General features: G+C 51.6%; 16 protein-coding genes and 1 pseudogene. 14 read left to right on the top strand and 3 right to left on the bottom strand.

Going from position 1 to position 19630, the window contains the following annotated elements; genetic code table 11:
• Positions 1–15: 15 nt before the first annotated feature.
• On the bottom strand, positions 16–825 hold the full coding sequence (locus AC0YNV_RS29345; protein ID WP_475771185.1) for a hypothetical protein: 810 nt from the start codon (positions 823–825) through the stop codon (positions 16–18).
• A 672-nt stretch (positions 826–1497) separates the two neighbouring features.
• Between AC0YNV_RS29345 and AC0YNV_RS29350 the strand changes: the two genes are divergently transcribed.
• Entirely contained in the window at positions 1498–1917 is a 420-nt protein-coding gene (locus AC0YNV_RS29350) for a hypothetical protein (protein ID WP_475771186.1), read from the top strand.
• On the opposite strand, the gene AC0YNV_RS29355 is transcribed toward AC0YNV_RS29350, so the two are convergent.
• On the bottom strand, positions 1901–2134 hold the full coding sequence (locus AC0YNV_RS29355) for a hypothetical protein (protein WP_475771187.1): 234 nt from the start codon (positions 2132–2134) through the stop codon (positions 1901–1903). The two genes, AC0YNV_RS29350 and AC0YNV_RS29355, sit on opposite strands and share 17 nt — an antisense overlap.
• Before the next feature lie 240 nt (positions 2135–2374).
• Here AC0YNV_RS29355 and AC0YNV_RS29360 point away from each other — a divergent pair, with 240 nt between their 5' ends.
• The 6 genes from AC0YNV_RS29360 (at position 2375) to AC0YNV_RS29385 (ending at position 11007) form a co-directional block, all read left to right on the top strand.
• Positions 2375–3373: an ABC transporter permease gene (locus AC0YNV_RS29360; protein WP_475771188.1), complete on the top strand. Its 999-nt coding sequence runs from the start codon at positions 2375–2377 to the stop codon at positions 3371–3373.
• A gap of 99 nt (positions 3374–3472) precedes the next feature.
• Positions 3473–4345, top strand: a complete 873-nt coding sequence (locus AC0YNV_RS29365; protein ID WP_475771189.1) for a carbohydrate ABC transporter permease — start codon at positions 3473–3475, stop codon at positions 4343–4345.
• A gap of 102 nt (positions 4346–4447) precedes the next feature.
• The gene (locus AC0YNV_RS29370; RefSeq protein ID WP_475771190.1) at positions 4448–6181 is read left to right on the top strand and encodes an extracellular solute-binding protein; all 1734 of its coding nucleotides are present in this window, start codon (positions 4448–4450) and stop codon (positions 6179–6181) included.
• Positions 6182–6440: 259 nt separating this feature from the next.
• Entirely contained in the window at positions 6441–8225 is a 1785-nt protein-coding gene (locus AC0YNV_RS29375) for a sensor histidine kinase (RefSeq protein WP_475771191.1), read from the top strand.
• Positions 8194–9753 carry a response regulator transcription factor gene (locus tag AC0YNV_RS29380; protein ID WP_475771192.1) on the top strand — a complete coding sequence of 520 codons (1560 nt, stop codon included), beginning with the start codon at positions 8194–8196 and terminating at the stop codon, positions 9751–9753. The genes AC0YNV_RS29375 and AC0YNV_RS29380 overlap by 32 nt, the downstream gene beginning before the upstream one ends.
• A gap of 660 nt (positions 9754–10413) precedes the next feature.
• Positions 10414–11007: a TetR/AcrR family transcriptional regulator gene (locus tag AC0YNV_RS29385; protein ID WP_475771193.1), complete on the top strand. Its 594-nt coding sequence runs from the start codon at positions 10414–10416 to the stop codon at positions 11005–11007.
• A 141-nt stretch (positions 11008–11148) separates the two neighbouring features.
• Here AC0YNV_RS29385 and AC0YNV_RS29390 read toward each other — a convergent pair whose 3' ends face one another.
• Positions 11149–11793 (bottom strand): GntR family transcriptional regulator, encoded by a 645-nt coding sequence (locus AC0YNV_RS29390; RefSeq protein WP_210044982.1) that lies wholly within the window; start codon positions 11791–11793, stop codon positions 11149–11151.
• Between the two features lie 483 nt (positions 11794–12276).
• Here AC0YNV_RS29390 and AC0YNV_RS29395 point away from each other — a divergent pair, with 483 nt between their 5' ends.
• The 7 genes and pseudogenes from AC0YNV_RS29395 to pruA all read left to right on the top strand — a co-directional run bounded on the left by AC0YNV_RS29395 (position 12277) and on the right by pruA (position 19376).
• Positions 12277–13140, top strand: coding sequence for a transporter substrate-binding domain-containing protein (locus tag AC0YNV_RS29395; RefSeq protein WP_475771194.1), 864 nt, complete (start codon positions 12277–12279; stop codon positions 13138–13140).
• Between the two features lie 23 nt (positions 13141–13163).
• Positions 13164–13817 carry an amino acid ABC transporter permease gene (locus tag AC0YNV_RS29400; RefSeq protein WP_475771195.1) on the top strand — a complete coding sequence of 218 codons (654 nt, stop codon included), beginning with the start codon at positions 13164–13166 and terminating at the stop codon, positions 13815–13817.
• Complete coding sequence (locus tag AC0YNV_RS29405) at positions 13814–14536, top strand: amino acid ABC transporter ATP-binding protein (RefSeq protein WP_475771196.1); 723 nt, start codon at positions 13814–13816, stop codon at positions 14534–14536. The genes AC0YNV_RS29400 and AC0YNV_RS29405 overlap by 4 nt, the downstream gene beginning before the upstream one ends.
• 119 nt (positions 14537–14655) lie before the next feature.
• A complete protein-coding gene (locus AC0YNV_RS29410; RefSeq protein ID WP_475771197.1) occupies positions 14656–15852 on the top strand; it encodes an ornithine--oxo-acid transaminase in 1197 nt (398 codons plus the stop codon).
• Positions 15853–15904: 52 nt separating this feature from the next.
• Positions 15905–16861: an arginase gene (gene rocF / locus AC0YNV_RS29415; protein WP_475771198.1), complete on the top strand. Its 957-nt coding sequence runs from the start codon at positions 15905–15907 to the stop codon at positions 16859–16861.
• A 21-nt stretch (positions 16862–16882) separates the two neighbouring features.
• Positions 16883–17796, top strand: a pseudogene (locus tag AC0YNV_RS29420) (proline dehydrogenase family protein).
• Between the two features lie 11 nt (positions 17797–17807).
• The gene (pruA, locus tag AC0YNV_RS29425) at positions 17808–19376 is read left to right on the top strand and encodes an L-glutamate gamma-semialdehyde dehydrogenase (protein ID WP_475771199.1); all 1569 of its coding nucleotides are present in this window, start codon (positions 17808–17810) and stop codon (positions 19374–19376) included.
• Positions 19377–19630: the final 254 nt, after the last annotated feature.

Here is a 19630-nt window from a genome sequence, read left to right on the forward strand (position 1 = left end):
GTGAAAGGGAGCGGATTATGGCTTTGGAATTTGCCCTTTGGCTTTGGCGATCACTTCGGATACTTTCTTCTCCAGATCGAGAATTTTTTTGTTCTGCTCCCCGAGCTGGCGCGCTGTCGTGACCATGGAATTAAGCGAAGCCAGCACGCCGCCTGCCGATTTTTGTTTGATCGCCAGGTTCAGGTTTTTGCCAAATTCGGTGATCAGCTTCTTGGGGGTGGACATAGCGCTTTTCTCCGCTGAGATGCGCGCTCTCAGGGGATCCGCCTCATCGAGGGTGGTGCGGATTTTTTTGGCTGTCTGCGAGGTGCTGTCCTTGACGGCTTTCAACGCGGATTCCTTGATTTTGATATCGGCGCGGGCGAGCTGTACGGCGGATTGAACGATATCAGCCTGGGAGCGGAGGATGGAGCTGTATGTTTTGCTGTTCAAGGCGCGTGCCGCTGAGATTTGTTTGTTGAGGGCCGTATACATGGTGAAGAGTGGCTCATATTTATCCCGGGTCTGCTTCACCTGCGCTTCCAGCTGGCTTCGTTTAACGGCGTTGATAGCCGTGATCTGCTTGCGGACCAGCGCTTCCGCGTCGCTGTTGGCCTTGTGCAAAAGGGTAACCGCGCTCTCGGTCTTGCTTGTTTCCGCCTGCACCTTCAACAGCTCATTGTATTGGCTGGTTATTTTACCGCCTGATGTTTTGTCCGAGGCGGCAAGCTTATCCATAGCGGTCTTGGCGGTGGCGGACAATTTGAAGGCTGCTGCCATGACTGCATTGGGCACGGCTAATAGTAGCCCTGCGGTTAATAACAGAATCAGCATTTTCTTTAACATGATTAATACAATACCCCCTAAAATTTTATGGCCAAGGAGCCAGAATAGTCCCTCGGCAGGCATGCTTGCTTGCGCTTATAGCAGTGACAGCGCCCATAAGGACAACAAAAAAAAGCACCAGCAAGAAAGGCTGAACGCCTTTTCTTACCGGTGCTTCCGCTGTAAGAGTTACACTTCATAAAAGTTGTAGTTCGACTATACGTTAAGTCCGCGGCGCGTGTCAAGCTCCTAATTGGAGCGAATTCCTCATGCCGCTGCCCCGCGTGAATACCAGTCGATGACTAGAATGAAGGAGGCATAGGAGCCATAAGCGGCTTGATTCTGCTCCGATCCGGTCATGGCGAGCCTATTTTTCTTGAGTGCCAAGATGCAACAAAATTTGGAAAGAACACGTTTTTAACATGAATAATAAACTCCGATTAGCCATTATAAAGGGGGCGCCAGTATATGCGAATAGGAATGCTTATACTGCTTTCACTTGTCTTATTGATGTCCGGATGCGGGAATAACAGGATTGACGTTGATACAGCTCTTGACCCTGCTCCGCCTTCGAACGCCGACAGTGTGAAGGCAGATCAGAAACAGTCAGGCGGCCAGGCATCTGAAGCGGAGCCTGAGGCACAATCCGGTCAAGCTCCCAAAGAGGAGGACTTCGAGGTGACGGTGAAAATAATGGACGAAACGTTGAAAATCAACAAGAATATTGAGGTTGTTGCGGAATTAACAAATAAGTCAGGACATAATATAAAGCTCCTGCACGCTTCGCCGCTGATTCAGGTCCAAATCTATGATGAACAGAACAAACCGCTTATTAATGCCTTGCTTACGAATGATATCGGCATAATGGGCACATTAAAGCCAGGAGCCGTTTACAACCCCGACAGCAGCGCGTTTAATGGCGGGAAGAGGTTGATCAAGATCGACACTTCCGGAAATTATAAACTGGTAGGAACAGCGTCTTTTTCGGTTGAGTTAGGCGGCGGAGAGCGAGAAGACTTCACGCTGTCGTCAGAGCCCTTTGAATTCAATGTTCCCCGGGAAGCTGCTGAAAGAGGATTAAAAAGCGAAGCAGGAGCTAGCGGATCAAACTGACCACCAGCGACATAATTATCATGCACATAAGTATTCCAAAAAAACAGTAGCCGATTATTCGTATGGGAACCGGCAGGTTCTGCATCTTAACCTGTTTGGGCGGCCCGCCTCCTTCAATTCTTTGGATGGGCAGCAGTTTCTCGTCCACATATCCTTCTTGGTACAGGACCTCAGGGGCTGCCTGCGTTTCGTGGAACTGTTGATGTGACTTTTCCATGGGCTTGCTCCTCTCGGATTTTCGGAAAATTCAGCTTTGTTTTATTATACCTGATTGTTACTGTTTCCAAATACACCAATAAAATCTCTGATAGCACCTCTCTGGGAGGTGCTATTTTTTTATGAAAAGTTCCACCGTATACATTTTCAATCACACAATGAACATTTCGCCAAAACAGACATGTTAGAATAAAAACAGAAAGCGCTATCATGAACTGCAAATGCAAGGGAGGCACATCGAATGTCCAAGATAGAGCCCGAGACGGGGAGAGCAGCGATCGCGGCACCGGCAGCGCAACCGGCAGGCGCCAAGCTTGCAGTGGGCCGGCTTAAAACCTCATTGTGGAAACGCATACAGCAGCATCGGACACTATACCTGCTGTTCATCCCCGTATTCGCCTATTTCGTCGTATTCAAATACTGGCCGATACTACTCGCCTGGGTGGTAGCGTTCAAGGATCTGCAGCTGGGCTCGGGCGTCTTCGCCAGTCCCTGGATCGGCCTGCAGAATTTCAAGGATATCTTCCTGTCGCAGGAAATTCCCGGCGTCATCCGCAACACGGTTGAAATTAGTGTATTGCGGCTCGTCATTGGCTTTCTCCCTCCGATTATACTGGCCATTATGTTCCACGACATGATGAGCAAGCGGCTGAAAAAATGGCTGCAGACTCTGATTTATATTCCGCATTTCTTCTCGTGGGTCATCGTGTTTGGCGTCGTATTCGGTTTCTTCTCGGTAGGATACGGCTTCATTAACAATATGCTGCAGGCCTTCGGCTTCGAGCGTCATGAGTTTCTGCTGGATTCCTCCTGGTTCCGGCCCATTCTGATCAGCTCCGCGCTGTGGAAGGAAATCGGCTGGAGCACCATCATCTATCTGGCTGCGCTGTCGACTGTCGATGCCCAGCTGTATGAAGCGGCTGTCATCGATGGAGCGGGTCCGCTCAAGCGCATGCGGCATATCACCCTGCCAAGCATTATGCCGGTCATGACCTTCGTGCTGTGCATCAATCTCGGGTTTCTGCTTAATGCCGGAGGGGAGCAAATCCTGCTGTTCTACAATGATGCCGTATTTGATACGGCGGATGTCATCGATACCTGGGTGTATCGTGAAGGCTTGGCGAGACTCCAGTTCAGTCTGGCTACGGCTGTCGGATTATTCCAATCGGTGATTGGACTTGCGCTGGTGGTGATTTGCAATTATTTTGCCAAAAAGCTGTCCGGACGCGGCATATGGTAGTCCTTAAACAAATCGGGTTGCTGCTGATTCCGCCCGTCTGCCGCCGCAGATACACAAACTGCCCTGCAAGCTCTGCACCAATCCTGAGGAGGACGAAGCATGTATAAATCCAAGGAGGAGAGAACCTATCAGATCATCATCCATGTCATCGTCATTCTCATCGTGGCATCGGCGGTATTTCCGCTCCTTTATGTGCTTGGCATGTCGCTCACCGGTCAGGTGGAAATGATGCGGCGCAACTACTTTGTAATCATTCCGCATGATCCGACATTCGCCGCTTATGAGCGTATTCTTTCGTCGCCGCTGATCTGGAAGTCCTTCGGGGTATCCATCTTCCGCAGCGTGGCAGGCACCGGTCTGATGCTTCTTCTGACGGTCGTCGGCGCTTATGTATTGTCGGTCCGCACGCTGCCCGGCCGCACCATTATGCTGTTCCTCGTCGTTTCGACGATTCTCTTCAATGCCGGGCTGATCCCGACCTATCTGGTCGTCAAGCAGCTGGGGCTGATCGATTCCTTGTGGTCGCTTGTTCTGCTTTATCTGGTTGACAGCTTCGGCCTGCTGGTGATCAAGATCTTCATCGAGAACCTGCCGGATGGGCTGATCGAGGCCGGCAAGATTGACGGGGCTGGCGACCTGCAGATGCTTGTGCGCATCGTCATTCCGCTTGCTGCTCCGGCGCTGGCCGCCATCGGCCTGTTCAATATCGTCTTCCACTGGAACAGCTGGTTTGACGCGATGGTCTATTTGAATGACGCAAGCCTGTTCCCGATGCAGCTTATTCTCAAAAATATGCTGACAGCCGCTTCAGGCGATGCGATGCAGTCGCTGATCATCAACGGAAGCGCCGTAACGCCGGAATCGATGAAAATGGCTACGGTTATCGTGGGAACGCTGCCCATCCTGATGGTGTATCCATTTCTGCAGAAGTATTTTGTGAAAGGTGTTTACATGGGGGCCGTTAAAGGCTGATTCGCGAAGGCGCCCATTCATATAATTAGTTGCTGGTGAAGCACCGCGGGCTTCTTGGCATAGATGACAACCACTATTTTACGAATGAAAAGGGGATATGGCATGTTCAGAAAAACAACCGCCATCACGATCTCGCTGCTGCTTGTTCTGACGCTGCTGCTGGCAGCATGCAGCAGCAATTCGAATAACGGTTCGACATCTACTGGCACGACCAATGGATCCACTGGAAACGGCGATAAACCGGCAAATGCAACAGGCAATGAGGGCGCGGCAGGCAGCGCTTCTGAAGAAGGTATAGTCAAGCCGGAGGATCTCAAGTATCCCGAAGCATTCCCGGATGTCCCCGCTCCGGTCGATTACGACAAGAGCTATGCGTATGACGATATGAGCAAATCCTATGCGATCGATATTATGCTTCAGGGCTTTATTAATCAGCCGGCTACCAAGGATATGATCAAGGAGTTCTATGAGAAAACCTTCAATGTGAAGATTAATTTCACGAATCTGGCGCAGGAGGATCTGGTCAACAAGACCAATGTCCGCTTCGCGTCGGGCGATGCGCCGGACGTGGTGCTGCTGGGCGACAGGCCGATCGCCCAGGCGCTGTTCAAACAGGATCAGCTGCTTGACGCCACGCAGATGCTTCCCTACATGCCGCAAATGATGAACTATGTGACGGAGGAATACAGGAAATGGGCAACCGACGACGGCAAAATGATTGGGATCCCGCGTCTGCCGACATTCCCGGATGTGTGGGGCAACTTTATCCGCCAGGATTGGCTCGCCAAGCTGGGCATGCAAATGCCGAAGACGGCGGATGAGCTGTTCGCTTACGCCAAGGCGGTCACCGAGCAGGATCCCGACGGCAACGGCAAGGCGGACACCTGGTTCATGGGCGCTGCCGGCGCGGGACAGGGCTGGGGCATGATGGCCGGTCTCATCGACATGTTCGGTCACCGCAGCTGGAATGTGAAGGATGGCAAAATCAATCATCCGATGCTTGACGGAACAACGAAGGCATTCCTGGAATATGCCAAGAAGCTCAATGACAATAAGCTGCTGGCGCCGGATTGGTATACGATTCAATGGGAGCAGTTCAAGTCGTATACCCTCCAGAACAAAATCGGCATGGTCAATTATCCAGGCTGGAACCTGCTGCAGGAGCAGTACTCCGCTTCGCAGAACAATGCGGATACGATGAAGAACTGGGCGCCGATTCCGCCGCTCACCTCAGACATGAATGCTGAAGGCAAGCTCGGACCGGGCGGTACGCCAGGGGGCATTATCATCGTCTCGAAGAAGGTTGGCGACGACCCAGGCAAAATGAAACGGATCGCGCATTTCCTGGATGCGGTGCAGTATCCGAACAAATATTATTGGGTCGGCAACCAGGGAGGCGGACCGGAAATTTGGCCGGATTACACCAAGGTGACCAAGAATGACGACGGCACTTATTTCTATGACTCCGATATGGTGAAGCTGCAGAACGAGATGAAGCCTGAGCTCAAGGGCATGATGGATTGGCAGTCGGTCGGTTATACGCTCATCTGGGAGCGTCACAAGTATTCCGCCGAATTCCCGTATAACGAACCGGGCGACCAATACCAGGATGAAGTCCGGGCATATCCGCGTGTGACCAATTACGATATGCTGCTCAATTTGGATGGGCCAACCACGAACCGGCTGCAGGATTTTGTGCAGAAAAATGAGATTTCCTTCGTGCTGGGCAAACGGAGCTTTGATGATTGGGATCAATATGTGGAGGAATGGAAGAAGGCAGGCGGCCAGATGCTGATTGATCAGGCTGCCGGGCAGCTGGGGGTAGAGAAGCCGTAGTCTGAAGTCTTATCGGACCAGGCACAACCAGTGCATACTTTAAAGGTCCGGTAAAAAAATCCGGCTGCGCATGCATTTCCTCCTGATCCGCCAGTTATGACTGGGCTTTCAGAGGACTGGTGTTTAACCGGTTCCTCCTGCACAGCTGACTTTATCATCGGACTTCTATGGATGCCTGCCAACGCCTTGACCACTGGGCGGCGGCAGGTATACTTTGATTGTACGGCGGTGTCAGTCTGAAGGAAAGAAGGTGCAGGCCATGCGACGAAGCGGACGAATCGGGGCGCGGACCAAGCTTCTCATCTGGCTGATTATGCCGAGTCTCATTCTGGAGGCGGCAGTCATCCTGCTCGCGCAGTCCAACACAACGTCCTTTCTGCGTCAGACGCAGGACAGCGCTCTGAACGGTATGGTCGTGCAGTCGGTAAGGTTAATGGAGAGCCAGATGAATGATCTGGTGCTCAATGTGCTTGGCATTGAGAATGATATCCTGTATGGGGAGAAGGGGCCGGCGGACTGGATCCGATCCATGGAGGCTGCTGCACAGACAAGGCCGGAGCTGGTCCGGGGCGTTGTCTATCTTCGCCATGACGGATTGATTGCCGGTTATCCGGAGTATTTCTGGGACAGCTTCGGGCAGAAGGAAATAGGCGTTATCCGGGGACAAAGCACGGATTCCAGGAATGGCGTCGTCTGGTCGGAGCCGTTCACATCAACCATGGGTTCAACGGGGCCGAACAGCCTTGTCAGCATCGTAACCAAGCAGGTTATTGATGAGGACGGCAAGCAGGAAGGGGTATTGGCTTTTGTCACCGACGTGACCAGCATCGTGCAGCGGAGCGCCGCTTTTGCCGGCAGCTATGACACGCGCACGCTGCTCTATGACCGCAATGACAGGCTGATTTATTCCATCACGATAGTAGCGCGCAACAGCTACGAAACGCTGGAATACGCAGAACGAAACACGCAAACGCTTTCAGCGGCCAAGGCGAACTTTGAGCAAAACGGGGAATATTACGTCATCTCCGACATGAATCAGGCTCCGTTCTGGAAGGTTGTCATCGTCGGCGACGTGAAGACGCTCGAAAATAAATACAGGCCGATCGTTCAATTCGCGATCATGATTCTGCTGCTTGGCTCGGCAGGACTTATTTTTCTATATATCGGCGTCTCCTGGTGGTTTACGAAGCCCATTACTTCGCTCACCAAGGGCATCCGGCATATTGCCACAGGCCATCTGGATCATCAATTCGAGGTTGCGCGGCAGGATGAATTCGGGGAAATGGCGCGGGAATTCAACCGGATGATGCGCACCATTCAAGAACTGATCGTGACGCTGAAGCAGACGGAGGAGCAGAAGAGGCAGGCAGATTTTCAAATGCTGCTCTCGCAGATCAACCCTCATTTTCTGTACAACACGCTCAATACGATCGATATTATGGTTGATTTCAAAAACAGGGACGATATCCACCGCGTCATGGCGGTCCTGATCCGCCTGCTCAAATACGGACTGGACCGCACCCATGTTCTGCGGCGGCTGGATGAGGAGCTGACCTATGTGAAGGATTACCTGTACATCCAGTCCGTCCGTTATGAGGACCGCTTCGAATTCTCGGTGGAAGATCCGTCCCGGGAGCTAGCCGCTGTACCGGTATTGAAGCTGGTACTGCAGCCGATTGTGGAAAATGCGGTTTTTCACGGTTTGCGCCCTCTCATGGACAGGAAGGGAAAGCTGTCGGTCACGGTCAGACAATCCGGCAAGGATCTGGAAATCATCGTCGCGGATAATGGTGTAGGGATGAGCATGGAGAAGATCGACGGTCTGCTGAGAAAAGGAGTCGGGGCAGACGGCGCTTCGCAAAGCAGCAGCAATCATATCGGGTTCCGCAATGTGCACGAACGGGTGCAGCTGTACTATGGCCACAGCTACGGATTATCGATCGAAAGCGATTCAGCAACAGGCACGATCGTGACCGTCAGACTGAGGATGATTGAAACGGAGGATGGACCAGGTGGACCAAACCGTCAAATTACTGCTGGTTGATGATGAACCGCTTGCGCTCCGCCGGATTCGCGGGTTTGAACTGGCCTCGCGCGGCTTCGAAATTGTGGGTGAAGCGGAGAACGGGCTTCAGGCGCTCCAATGTGTGAAACGGCTGAAGCCGGATATTGTCGTTACGGATATCGGCATGCCTGTTATGGACGGACTGGAGCTGCTCCGGCAGCTTCAGCAGCAGCCGTCCCCGCCAAAGGTAGTGCTGCTGACCTGTTACGAGGATTTTGACAAGGTACAGCTGGCGCTGAGGTTTGGGGCGGGGGATTATTTGACGAAGGTGATGCTCAGCGAGGAAGAGTTTGTGGGTACCCTTCAGCGGACAGCTGCTTCGCTTCGCAAAGAGCATGTGGAGACCGAGCTTGTTGTGCGCATCCAGCTGCAGGAGCTGTTGTTGTTCCCTTCGGAGCAAATGCTGCTGAGTTTGAAGCAGGCGGACTTTGTCCATCCCGTTTATGCGGTTGCCGTTATCCGGACGGCGCTGCCGCTTCAGGAGGCATGGTCGGAGGAGCTGTTCGGACATGAGGAGGGGGATCAAGAGAGGAGGTACCTTCCGGTCCGGATGACGCCAGACATTTGGTGTTTGTATTTTTATTCCACTCAGCGTGAAAATGATGCTTCCTTCTACGGATGGTACAGCAGGCAGTGCAGCCGGATCGAAGAAAAGCTTCACAGCCGTTCGGGTTTTGGCGATTATGTGGTCGCTGCCGGTCCGGTTTATCACAGGCCATGTGAATTGCCCCGCGCGTATCAGCAGGGACTGGAGCTGTGCGACAAGGGCTTCTATGCTCCTTCAAGAGAGATTGTCCGGGAAGAGGAGGCTGTTGGTTTCACATGCTTTCCGCAGGAGCGCTTCCGTATGCTATTGGCGGAAATGGGCAATGCAGCGCGACAGGCTGACGGCCCTCAGGCCGGAATTTTGCTAAGAGAGTGGGCGGACCAGATCGGTACCACGTTCCGGCCTGCGCCAGGCCAGGTCAGACAGATGGCACAAGCCATTCATGCGCAGCTGGAAGCCTTCGGGTGGGAGCAGCTTGGGGAGACGGGCAGCGATGCGCTGCAGGAGAGATTCAAGCAGGCAGCCGAGACGGCGCTTCATGCTTCCGCTTTGATGGGTGCAGCAAGACAGATCGCCGACAGGCTGCTTCAGTGCCGCTCTTCTTCTTCATCTTCCGGGCATATGCGCACGGAGATCCGTAAGGCCATTTCCCTGATAGCAAGCGATTATGCCCAAATCGAACTGGCGGAGACTGCGAGGCGCGTAAGTCTGAGCCCCAGCTGGTTCGCCGCGCTCTTCCGCACGGAAACCGGGCAAAGCTTCCATGACTATGTCCAGGAGGTCCGTCTGAATCAGGCGAGAGGGCTGTTGAGAACGACAGATTTGAAGGTGTATGAGGTTGCTGAACGCGTTGGTATTCCGAATTCGCGATACTTCTCCCGGCTGTTCTCGGAGCATGTAGGCTTAACGCCGCTCGATTACCGCAAGAATGACCGTGCAGTCCGCCTGGAGGGAAGGTGAGTTTAGGAATTTAACCCACCAGAATATGGTATAGTTATTGGCGGATATACCTTTTAAAAAGGTGGGGTAAAGTGAATTTGTTTCCCGCAGCTTATACGCTTTTGTCAAAAGAAGCGCTGCTGTCGCATATCAAAGATCATTATAAAGTTCAGAAGCCTGTTTCTTTGCAGTATTTTCTAAGAGGAATGAACGATACTTATATAGTGACAGCGAAACATGCCAAATATATTCAGGGTTTACCGTGCCGACAGAAGAAATAGGCAATAAAGCATATTAAAGGAGGGCTGGACTGGGGAATATGTCATGGGGACTTGCATGGCAATCCAATACGGCTTTTACGGACGATGGGAAATTGACGCATAAACGGCTACAGAGACATCAGGCCAATCAGCGGGAATGACGTGAAAGCCGTACCGATATTTGTTGCGCTTCGACAGCTCCGGCTCTTTGGCTTATGCTTCAGTGAATCGGAATTTATAAGAGCGGCCGACTTTGACAATGGATTCATTAATAGCAAATTGGAATATTTCAGGAAGCTGGGTCTCTCTTAAGGGTGGCGTCACAGCTGCTGATCCACGCTGACATCCTTGACATAAGTACGGATATCCAATAAAATTTACTCATTGGTACAAAAATAAAATCAGTGAGGGGGAGCTTGCAATGGCCAAGGGACGTCCCCGCGCGTTTAATATGCAGGAAGCGTTGGAACAAGCTATGCATTTGTTCTGGGAGAAGGGCTACGAGGGCACGACGTTATCCGATCTGACGTCAGCTATGGGGATCAACCGCCCCAGTTTGTACGCCGCTTTTGGCAACAAAGAGGAACTGTTTTATAAAGTTGTTGATCTTTATGTGGATGAAACATCGGGTGATTTTCTGCTGGCGCTTCGTGAAGCGAAAGGACGCGATGCCATAGAGAAAGCATTGTACGGTGCGATTGTAACGTTTACGGAGGACGGCCACCCGCCAGGTTGTTTGACTGTTCACGGTGCGCTTTCCTGCGGAGAGGAAGCGGAGCCGATCCGCAAGGAACTGATTCAGCGCCGTGCGGCAACTGAGGCTGTGATCCGGCTGCGCATTGAGCGTGCTGAGGATGAAGGCGAATTGACGGACGGCACCGATACTGCAGATCTGGGCCATTATTTTTCAACGGTACTCTTTGGTTTGGCTGTAGAAGCAGCCAGCGGGGCTTCCCGCGAAAAGTTGAACCGGGTTGTAGGACATGCGATGAAAGCCTGGCCGGCATCAGATTAGGAGCCTTACCTGGTGGTAATGATATCCAGAGGAGCCGCTATCGGAGAAAAGAAAACGCAGTCCTCTCTGCGCAAGAGAAGCTGCGTTTTCATTTTTTATTATCCGGGGAAAGTTTCCGGGATGAGATCAAGTCCCAATCTATCACAACATATCAGTATCGATAATGCGCCAGTGGTATTTCAGGGTGCATTCGAGCTGCTCCTTATCCTTGAGGCGGAGCAGTTCAACGATTCTGCGGTGCTCGGAGTTTACTTCATTCATAACCGCAGCAAGCTTCTTCTTGTCTTCGCTGGAGTATGATTGCCGGACGAAGCCGTTCTTCAGGGATACCAGCATATCGATCAATATTGGATTGTCGGATTTATGGGTGTAGATTTCATGAAATTGGTATTGGTCCGCATGGTAATCGGTGAAATCAAGCCGGTTGATGTCATGATCCATTTTATTCACGAGCTTCTCCATCTCAATAAGATCGGATTCCTGCAGATGATCTACGGCAAGTGTGGCGGCAAGTGCATCCAGGGTGCCGATAATGCGCGAGAAATCCAGCTTTTTTTTGGAATCAAAGGCTTTTACCGTAAAGCCCCTGCGGGGCAGATACTCCAGCAGATTATCGGAAGTCAGCTGAAATAAAGCTTCCCGTGTCGGAGTACGGCTGATATCCAGCTTCTTGCAGATCTCCGCTTCATTGATTTTTTGGTTGGGGAGCAGCGTGCCGTCCTGTATTTTTTGGGCAATGTAATTGTACACATGATCTTTGAGTGATTGATATTTTGGCGCTTGCATGCCAGTCTCCTTTTCGACCGAGATAAGTCTCTCCACAAGATTTCATCCAACAGTCTAGGTTATTATGGATATCATTTAGCAGAGATTTTCTATGGAAAACGCACATGGATCTGCAAGAACCAATTATGCTGTCAAAAAGCAATATACCCAATTCCCGTCAAAGGAGCATTTAATCGAATTATAGGTAATTGGGTCGAAAGATGGAAGGGATGAAACAATATTTACCTATATCTTATCATTGCTTTCCTAGTTGTTCAAGCAACCTTGCCCTCGCAATATGTAAGGTATCATAACATTGTAAGCGTTGTAAATCCTGCTAATGGGAGGGGTGAAAAATTATCTTGTGGACATAAAAGACTGGTGTTATAATAGTTTACGTAAACAACGTATATTGTGCAATGTATATTGTATACAAATTTAATTGTTGAGCCTGACGGGGGACATATCGAGCAGAGCCAAACAAAGATTGGGAGAGATGAGAGAATGAAGAAGATGCTGTTATTGCTGGTTACGGTCATGGTAGTTCTAACCGCTTGCGGACAGAACGGAAATGGAACCGGGAACGGAAATACTTCCGGAAATGCTTCCGGAAATGCTTCCGGAGAGACCAATGCTAGCGATGGTAATGCCGCTCCTGCCCCAACAGAAGAGAAAACGAAGATTGTACTCGGAACAAGCGCCGACTATGCTCCATATGAATTTCATAAAACGATTGACGGCAAAGATACCATTGTCGGATTCGATATCGCTATTGCCAACGAAATTGCCAAGGATATGAATGCGGAGCTGGAAATCTCGGATATGGATTTTGACGGTTTGCTGCTGGCTCTGGACACAGGCAAGGTGGACATGGTTATCTCAGGTATGACGCCAACGGAAGAGCGTAAGAAGAATGTGGACTTCTCTGATCTTTACTATTTGGCAGAGCAAGGCATTCTGGTGAAAAAGGATCAGGCCGAGCAATATAAAACGCTCGATAACTTGAAAAACAAAAAAATCGGCGTTCAAAAAGGCTCTATTCAAGAAGGGATCGCTCAAGAGATTGAGGGAGCAAAGCTTACATCATTGGCCAAAATTCCGGAAATTATTCTTGAATTGACGAGCGGACGCGTAGACGCGGTTATCCTTGAGAAGCCTGTTGCGGACCAATATGTTCTGACACAATCCGACATAATCGTCTCTGACGTGAAGATCGAACAGTCTGCGGAAGAAGCCGGAGCGGCAATCGCGGTTAAGAAAGGCAACCAGGAGCTTGTTGACAGCATTAACGCCACGATTAAACGTTTGAAGGATGGCGGCGATATTGATCGTTTCGTCGTTGAAGCGAATGAGCTTGTCGGGGAATAACGAACGGACGGAGTCGAAGTTAAATGGATTTTGACTTTTCATTTCTGGCGGACCACTGGCGGACCTATCTGCATGGCGCCTGGTATACCCTGCAGCTGTCATTCTTCGGCGTTCTCCTCGGAACCTTGCTTGGCGTGGGTTTTGCTCTGATGCGCATTTCGCGCATTTGGTCGCTGAAGTTCGTGGCATCGGCTTACATTGAAATCATCCGGGGAACGCCGATGCTGGTGCAGGTATTTATCATCTATTATGGTCTGACGGAATTCGGTATAAACCTGTCTCCCTTTATTGCCGGTATTGTTACTTTGACCATCAACAGTGCCGCCTATATGGCGGAGGTTTTCCGGGCGGGTATTGAGGCGATTGACAAAGGACAGACAGAGGCGGCACGGTCGCTTGGAATGACGCGGAGCATGACGATGCGTCTGATCGTGCTACCCCAGGCTTTTCGCAATATGCTGCCGGCGATCGGCAATGAATTTATTGTCATCATTAAGGATTCCTCGTTGATTTCTTCAGTCGGTATTGCAGAGCTGATGTACAGCGCAAGGACGGTTCAAGGTGTTATATTCCAGCCGATGGAGCCGCTTCTTGTAGCTGCTGCAATCTACTTTGTCATGACATTCACGTTGTCCAAGCTGCTGGGCGTGTTGGAAAGAAGGCTGAGAAACCAATGATCAAGGTACAGGGATTACACAAGTCGTTTGGAAAGAATGAGATCCTGAAGGGCATCGATACCGAGATTCGCAAGGGCGAGGTTGTCGTCATCATCGGTCCGAGCGGCTCCGGTAAAAGCACGTTTCTGCGCTGCCTGAACCGGCTGGAAGAACCGACTTCCGGCGAAATTCTGTTCGAGGACAGAATGGTTACCGGCAAGCAGACGGATCTGAATGCAATCCGCCAGAAGATGGGGATGGTATTCCAGCATTTCAATCTGTTTCCGCATATGAGCGTAATGGACAATTTGACGCTTGCGCCCCGGAAGCTCAAGAAGATGTCCCTAAAGGAAGCCGAAGGCATTGCGGTTGAGCTGCTGCGCCGGGTGGGGCTGGAGGACAAGCGCAGCGCGTATCCGGATAGTCTGTCAGGTGGACAGAAGCAGCGGATTGCCATCGCCCGTGCGCTTGCGATGCAGCCGGATGTTATGCTGTTCGATGAGCCGACCTCGGCCCTCGACCCGGAGATGGTCGGAGAAGTGCTGGATGTCATGAAGCAGATGGCGCAGGGCGGCATGACGATGACGATCGTTACCCACGAAATGGGCTTTGCCCGGGAAGTGGGGGACCGGCTGTTGTTTATGGATGGCGGGAAAATCGTGGAAGAGGGCGTTCCGAAGGAAGTGCTTCTACATCCGCAGCACCCGCGGACCAAGGAATTTTTGTCCAAGGTGCTTTGATTTTAACATAGCTGAAGATTTGCCATAATCCTGGAGAGTGATGCCGCAATCCGGGATTTTTTAAAAGAATCTATGAATATAGTATTTTGTATACATAATACAAGGGGGCTAATAATCAGATGGAGACCAAGGGATCACAGGCCGTAATGGAGCTGTCGGATCGCTACGGGGCACATAATTATCATCCGCTGCCCATTGTTATTTCACATGCGCGCGGGGTATGGGTGGAGGACCCTGAAGGAAACCGCTATATGGATATGCTGAGCGCTTATTCGGCGCTGAATCAAGGTCATCGCCACCCCAAAATCATAGCGGCCTTGAAGGAGCAGGCAGATAAAGTAACACTGACCTCCCGGGCTTTTCACAGCAGCACGCCGGGCTTGTTCTACGAGAAGCTTGCCCATTATACCGGGAAACCGAAAGTTCTAGCGATGAATACGGGGGCGGAAGCCGTGGAAACGGCGGTCAAAGCTGTAAGGCGCTGGGCTTACCGGCATAAGGGCGTGCCGCAGGATCAGGCGGAAATCATCGTGTGCGCGGGTAATTTTCACGGCCGCACCATTACAGTCACTTCTTTCTCGTCCTCGGAGGAGTACAAGAAGGACTTTGGACCGTTCACGCCAGGCTTCAAGCTTGTTCCTTATGGGGATATCGATGCGCTTAAACAGGCGATAACGCCGAATACGGCTGCATTTCTGGTTGAGCCTATTCAGGGAGAGGCGGGAATTGTAATTCCTCCTGCCGGATATTTGTCGCAAGCCAGCCAACTCTGCCGAGAGAATCGCGTTCTGCTTGTCGCCGATGAGATCCAGACGGGCTTCGGACGAACAGGCCGGCGCTTCGCCTGCGATTGGGAGTCGGTCGTACCGGACATGTACATCATGGGCAAGGCGCTGGGGGGAGGCGTAATGCCGATTTCCGCCGTTGCCGCAAGCAATGAGATATTGGACGTATTCGAACCGGGTTCGCATGGCTCGACTTTCGGCGGCAATCCGCTTGCTTGCGCAGTGGCCATTGCGGCTCTTGAGGTTCTGGAAGAGGAACAGCTCGTTGAACGCTCGGCTTCCCTGGGCAGCTATTTTGCCGAAAGGCTTGCTGCGATCAATAGCCCGCATATCCGTGAAATCCGTGGACGGGGATTATTTATCGGAGTCGAGCTGGACACGGCAGCCCGGCCATTCTGTGAGGAACTGATGCGGCATGGACTGCTCTGTAAGGAAACCCATGAGACGACCATCCGTTTCGCCCCTCCCCTGACCATTGAGAAAGAGGAGATTGACTGGGCCCTGGAACGTATTGAACGTGTATTGACATAAATCATAAACTTGAAGCACAACATGCTCAAGCCATAAGGAGAGTGAGATTACGATGGAATTGAACCTGAACCGGCCTTCAATGAATTCGCAGAAGCAAGGCTCTGGAAGTGAACATAAGAAAGTGAGGCTTATCAGCGTTCCATTCTGGCTGGGAAGCGGCCGTGCCGGAACGGAGCTGGGTCCCGAAAGCATTATTAAAGCCGGGCTTGTGCGTAAAATCCGCAGTATGGATATTCACCTGGAAAGTGAACATGAGGTCGATTGTCCGATTAAACCGTTTTCGCAAGGAACGCCGTCCAAAATAAAATATCTTCCGGAAGTGATGGAAATGAGCGGCCTTGTTGGTGAACAGGTGTACCGCGCTGCCATTAATGATTCCTTCCCGCTTATTCTGGGCGGAGATCACAGCGTCGCCATTGGTTCGCTTGCAGGCTTGACGGGCCATTACAACAATCTCGGCGTCATTTGGTTCGACGCGCATGGCGACCTGAACACAGAGGAAACGACACCCTCGGGAAATCTGCACGGGATGGCGCTCGCAGTGGCTATCGGAAAATCCAATTTTAAGCTTACGGACATTCCGGGCGCGGGCTCGCTGATCAAGAAGGAGAATATTGTCATCGTCGGGGCAAGGGATCTTGATCCAGGCGAGAAGGAGCTTATACGCTCGGAAGGAATTACTGTTTTCTCGATGCATGAGATTGACCGGATGGGTATTGAGACGGTCGTCAAGAAAGCCATTGAAATTGCCGGGAATGGAACGGACGGCATTCATCTCAGCTTTGATATGGATTGTCTTGATCCGCAGGAGGCGGCAGGAGTCGGCACGCCTGTGCCTGGCGGGCTGAACTACCGGGAAGCGCATTTTGCGCTTGAGCTGCTCTCGGAATCGCAGCGGGTTACATCGATGGACATTGTAGAAGTGAACCCGCTCCTTGATTATGACAGGCGCACGGCACGTCTTGCGGTGGAGCTGGCTTCCTCTCTGCTTGGCAAGCGAATCCTGTAAGCACGGAAGGATGGGCAGCGGATGGAAGCGTTAATGCGCAATTTTTTCTTGTCGCTTGGCCGCAGCCGAAGGGCCGGGCAATTGGCCGCAAGGTATGGACTACGGATGGGTGCACGCAGGTTTGTGGCTGGCGTGACCATCCGGGAGGCAGTCGAAACCGTGAAGCGGTTGAACGAGCAGGGGAAGCTGGCGACGCTGGACCATCTCGGCGAATTCGTAGGAGATGAGAAAGAAGCGGCTATTGCGGCCGATATGTGCCTACAAACGCTTGATGCGATTGCCGAAGCGGGCGTACAGTCGAATCTCTCCTTGAAGCTGACCAGTCTGGGGCTGGATGTGAGTCCGGAGCTATGCCGCCATCATATGAGGCTCATCCTGAATCGTGCAGCCTCCCTGGGGAATTTCGTGCGGATCGACATGGAGGATTATGCCCATTGTCAGCCCGCGCTTGGTTTGTATAAGGAGCTCCGGAAGGAATACGAGAATGTGGGATTGTCATTCAGGCATATCTGCGGCGGTCAGGACAGGATATCCGTGAGCTTGGGGAGGCATCGGCATCTAATTTGCGGTTGGTGAAGGGCGCCTACAAGGAATCGGAGCAGGTCGCCTACCCGCAGAAATCGGAGGTGGATAAGCAGTTCGTGATGCTGATCCGCGAACAGCTGAAGTATGGATACGCGGCAATCGCCACCCATGACAAGGAAGTTATTGAAGCGTCTGCTGCCTGGATAAAAGCAAATGATATTCATCAGGATCGTTTTGAATTTCAGATGCTGTACGGAATCAGCGAAGACCTGCAGAATCAGTTGACCAAGGAGGGCTTCAGAGTCAGGATCTATGTGCCCTATGGGGGAGACTGGTTCGGCTATTTCATGCGCAGGTTGGCGGAGAGGCCTGCGAATGTCTGGTTTGTATTAAAAAATATGTGGAAATAGGGGATTTCAGTATGCCGAAAAATGAGTTGTTTGCACCGTTCGTCAATGAACCGTTGACGGATTTCAGCAAGGAGGAGAACCGCAGGGCCATCACGGAGGCGATTGCAGGCGTGAAGTTGGAGCTTGGAAAGGAGTATCCCCTTCATATTGGCGGGAAAGCGATATTGACGGCCGAGAGGACTGTGTCGATTAATCCTGCGGATACCAGCCAAATTATCGGATCGGTGAGCAAGGCGAGCCGGGAACAGGCCGAACAGGCGATGCAGGCTTCGCTGGGGGCATTCGAATCGTGGAAACAGACGCCTGCAGAGGAACGGGCGGTACTGCTGGTTCAGGCAGCGGGCCGGATGCGCGCGCGCAAGCATGAGTTTTCGGCCTGGCTGGTTATGGAATCAGGCAAGAACTGGGCAGAGGCTGATGCGGACACGGCAGAAGCGATTGATTTTATGGAGTATTACGCGCGTGAAATGGTCAAATTGGCGCAAACCAACGACAGGCAGCCGCTGGTAGGGATAACTGGGGAGGATAACCGGCTGCATTATATCCCGCTTGGGGTAGGCATTGTCATTCCGCCATGGAATTTTCCGCTTGCGATTTGTGCGGGAATGGCTTCAGCGGCAGTTGTCTCGGGGAACACGATCATTATGAAGCCTGCTTCCACGACGCCGGTCATTGCCTACAAGTTCTACGAGCTGATGGTGGATGCGGGATTCCCGGCCGATGTCATTCAATATTTACCGGGAAGCGGCTCGGAAATTGGCGATTATTTGACAAGCCATCCCAAAACCCGATTTATCAGCTTTACAGGCTCGAAAGAAGTAGGGCTCCGTATAAACAAGCTGGCTGCCGAACAATCCGAAGGACAAATTTGGATCAAAAGGGTTGTAGCGGAGATGGGAGGCAAGGACGGGATCGTTGTGGATGAGACCGCGGATCTTGATGCTGCGGCTGACGCCATTGTAGCTTCTGCCTTCGGTTTTCAGGGACAGAAGTGCTCCGCGGGCTCGCGTGCCATTATCGTGGAATCCGTCTATGACGAACTGACAGGCAAAATCGCGGAAAGGGCAGGCCGTCTGGCCATCGGCAGTCCTGAAGATAACGCGCCAATAGGTCCTGTCATCGACCGGAGCTCCTTCGAGCGTATTCTGGACTATATCGAGACGGGCAGAGCGGAAGGAAAGCTCCTGGTTGGCGGAGGACGCGGACCGGAAGGCGGTTATTTCATTCAGCCGACGGTGTTCTCGGACGTGGAGCCTGATGCGGCAATTATGCAGGAGGAGATATTCGGACCGGTACTGGCTATCGCCAAGGCCAAGGATTGGCAGGATGCGATCCGCATCTATAACGATACGGAATTTGGCCTGACGGGAGCATTCTTCTCAACTGACGAAGGACGTATTGAAACGGCGCTGGAGCAGATCCATTGCGGGAATTTGTACATCAACCGCAAATGTACGGGGGCGCTTGTAGGGGTCCATCCATTTGGCGGCTTCAATATGTCAGGCACCGACTCCAAAGCCGGTGGACACGACTATTTGCTTCTGTTTACACAAGCGAAACTGACTTCACGTAGGGTATAGAAGGGCAGGCCTTTTGAGACCTTTGTGTAATATTTAATGACATTAAATCTCGAATTTTTGGTTGAATGCACACATCATGTCAGATAAAAGGGAATGAGATGCATTTTTCTCTATAAATCTACGGAATTTTACCAAAAATATGTTGTGAGGTTTCAAGGTCAATGTTATAATACTTAACGAATATAATATATTGTGTTATGTATATTGTATACATAATTAAAAGAAACCTATCTGGCTTAAGAGTAGAAGAACAG

Source organism: Paenibacillus sp. JT31N11 (assembly GCF_056269285.1).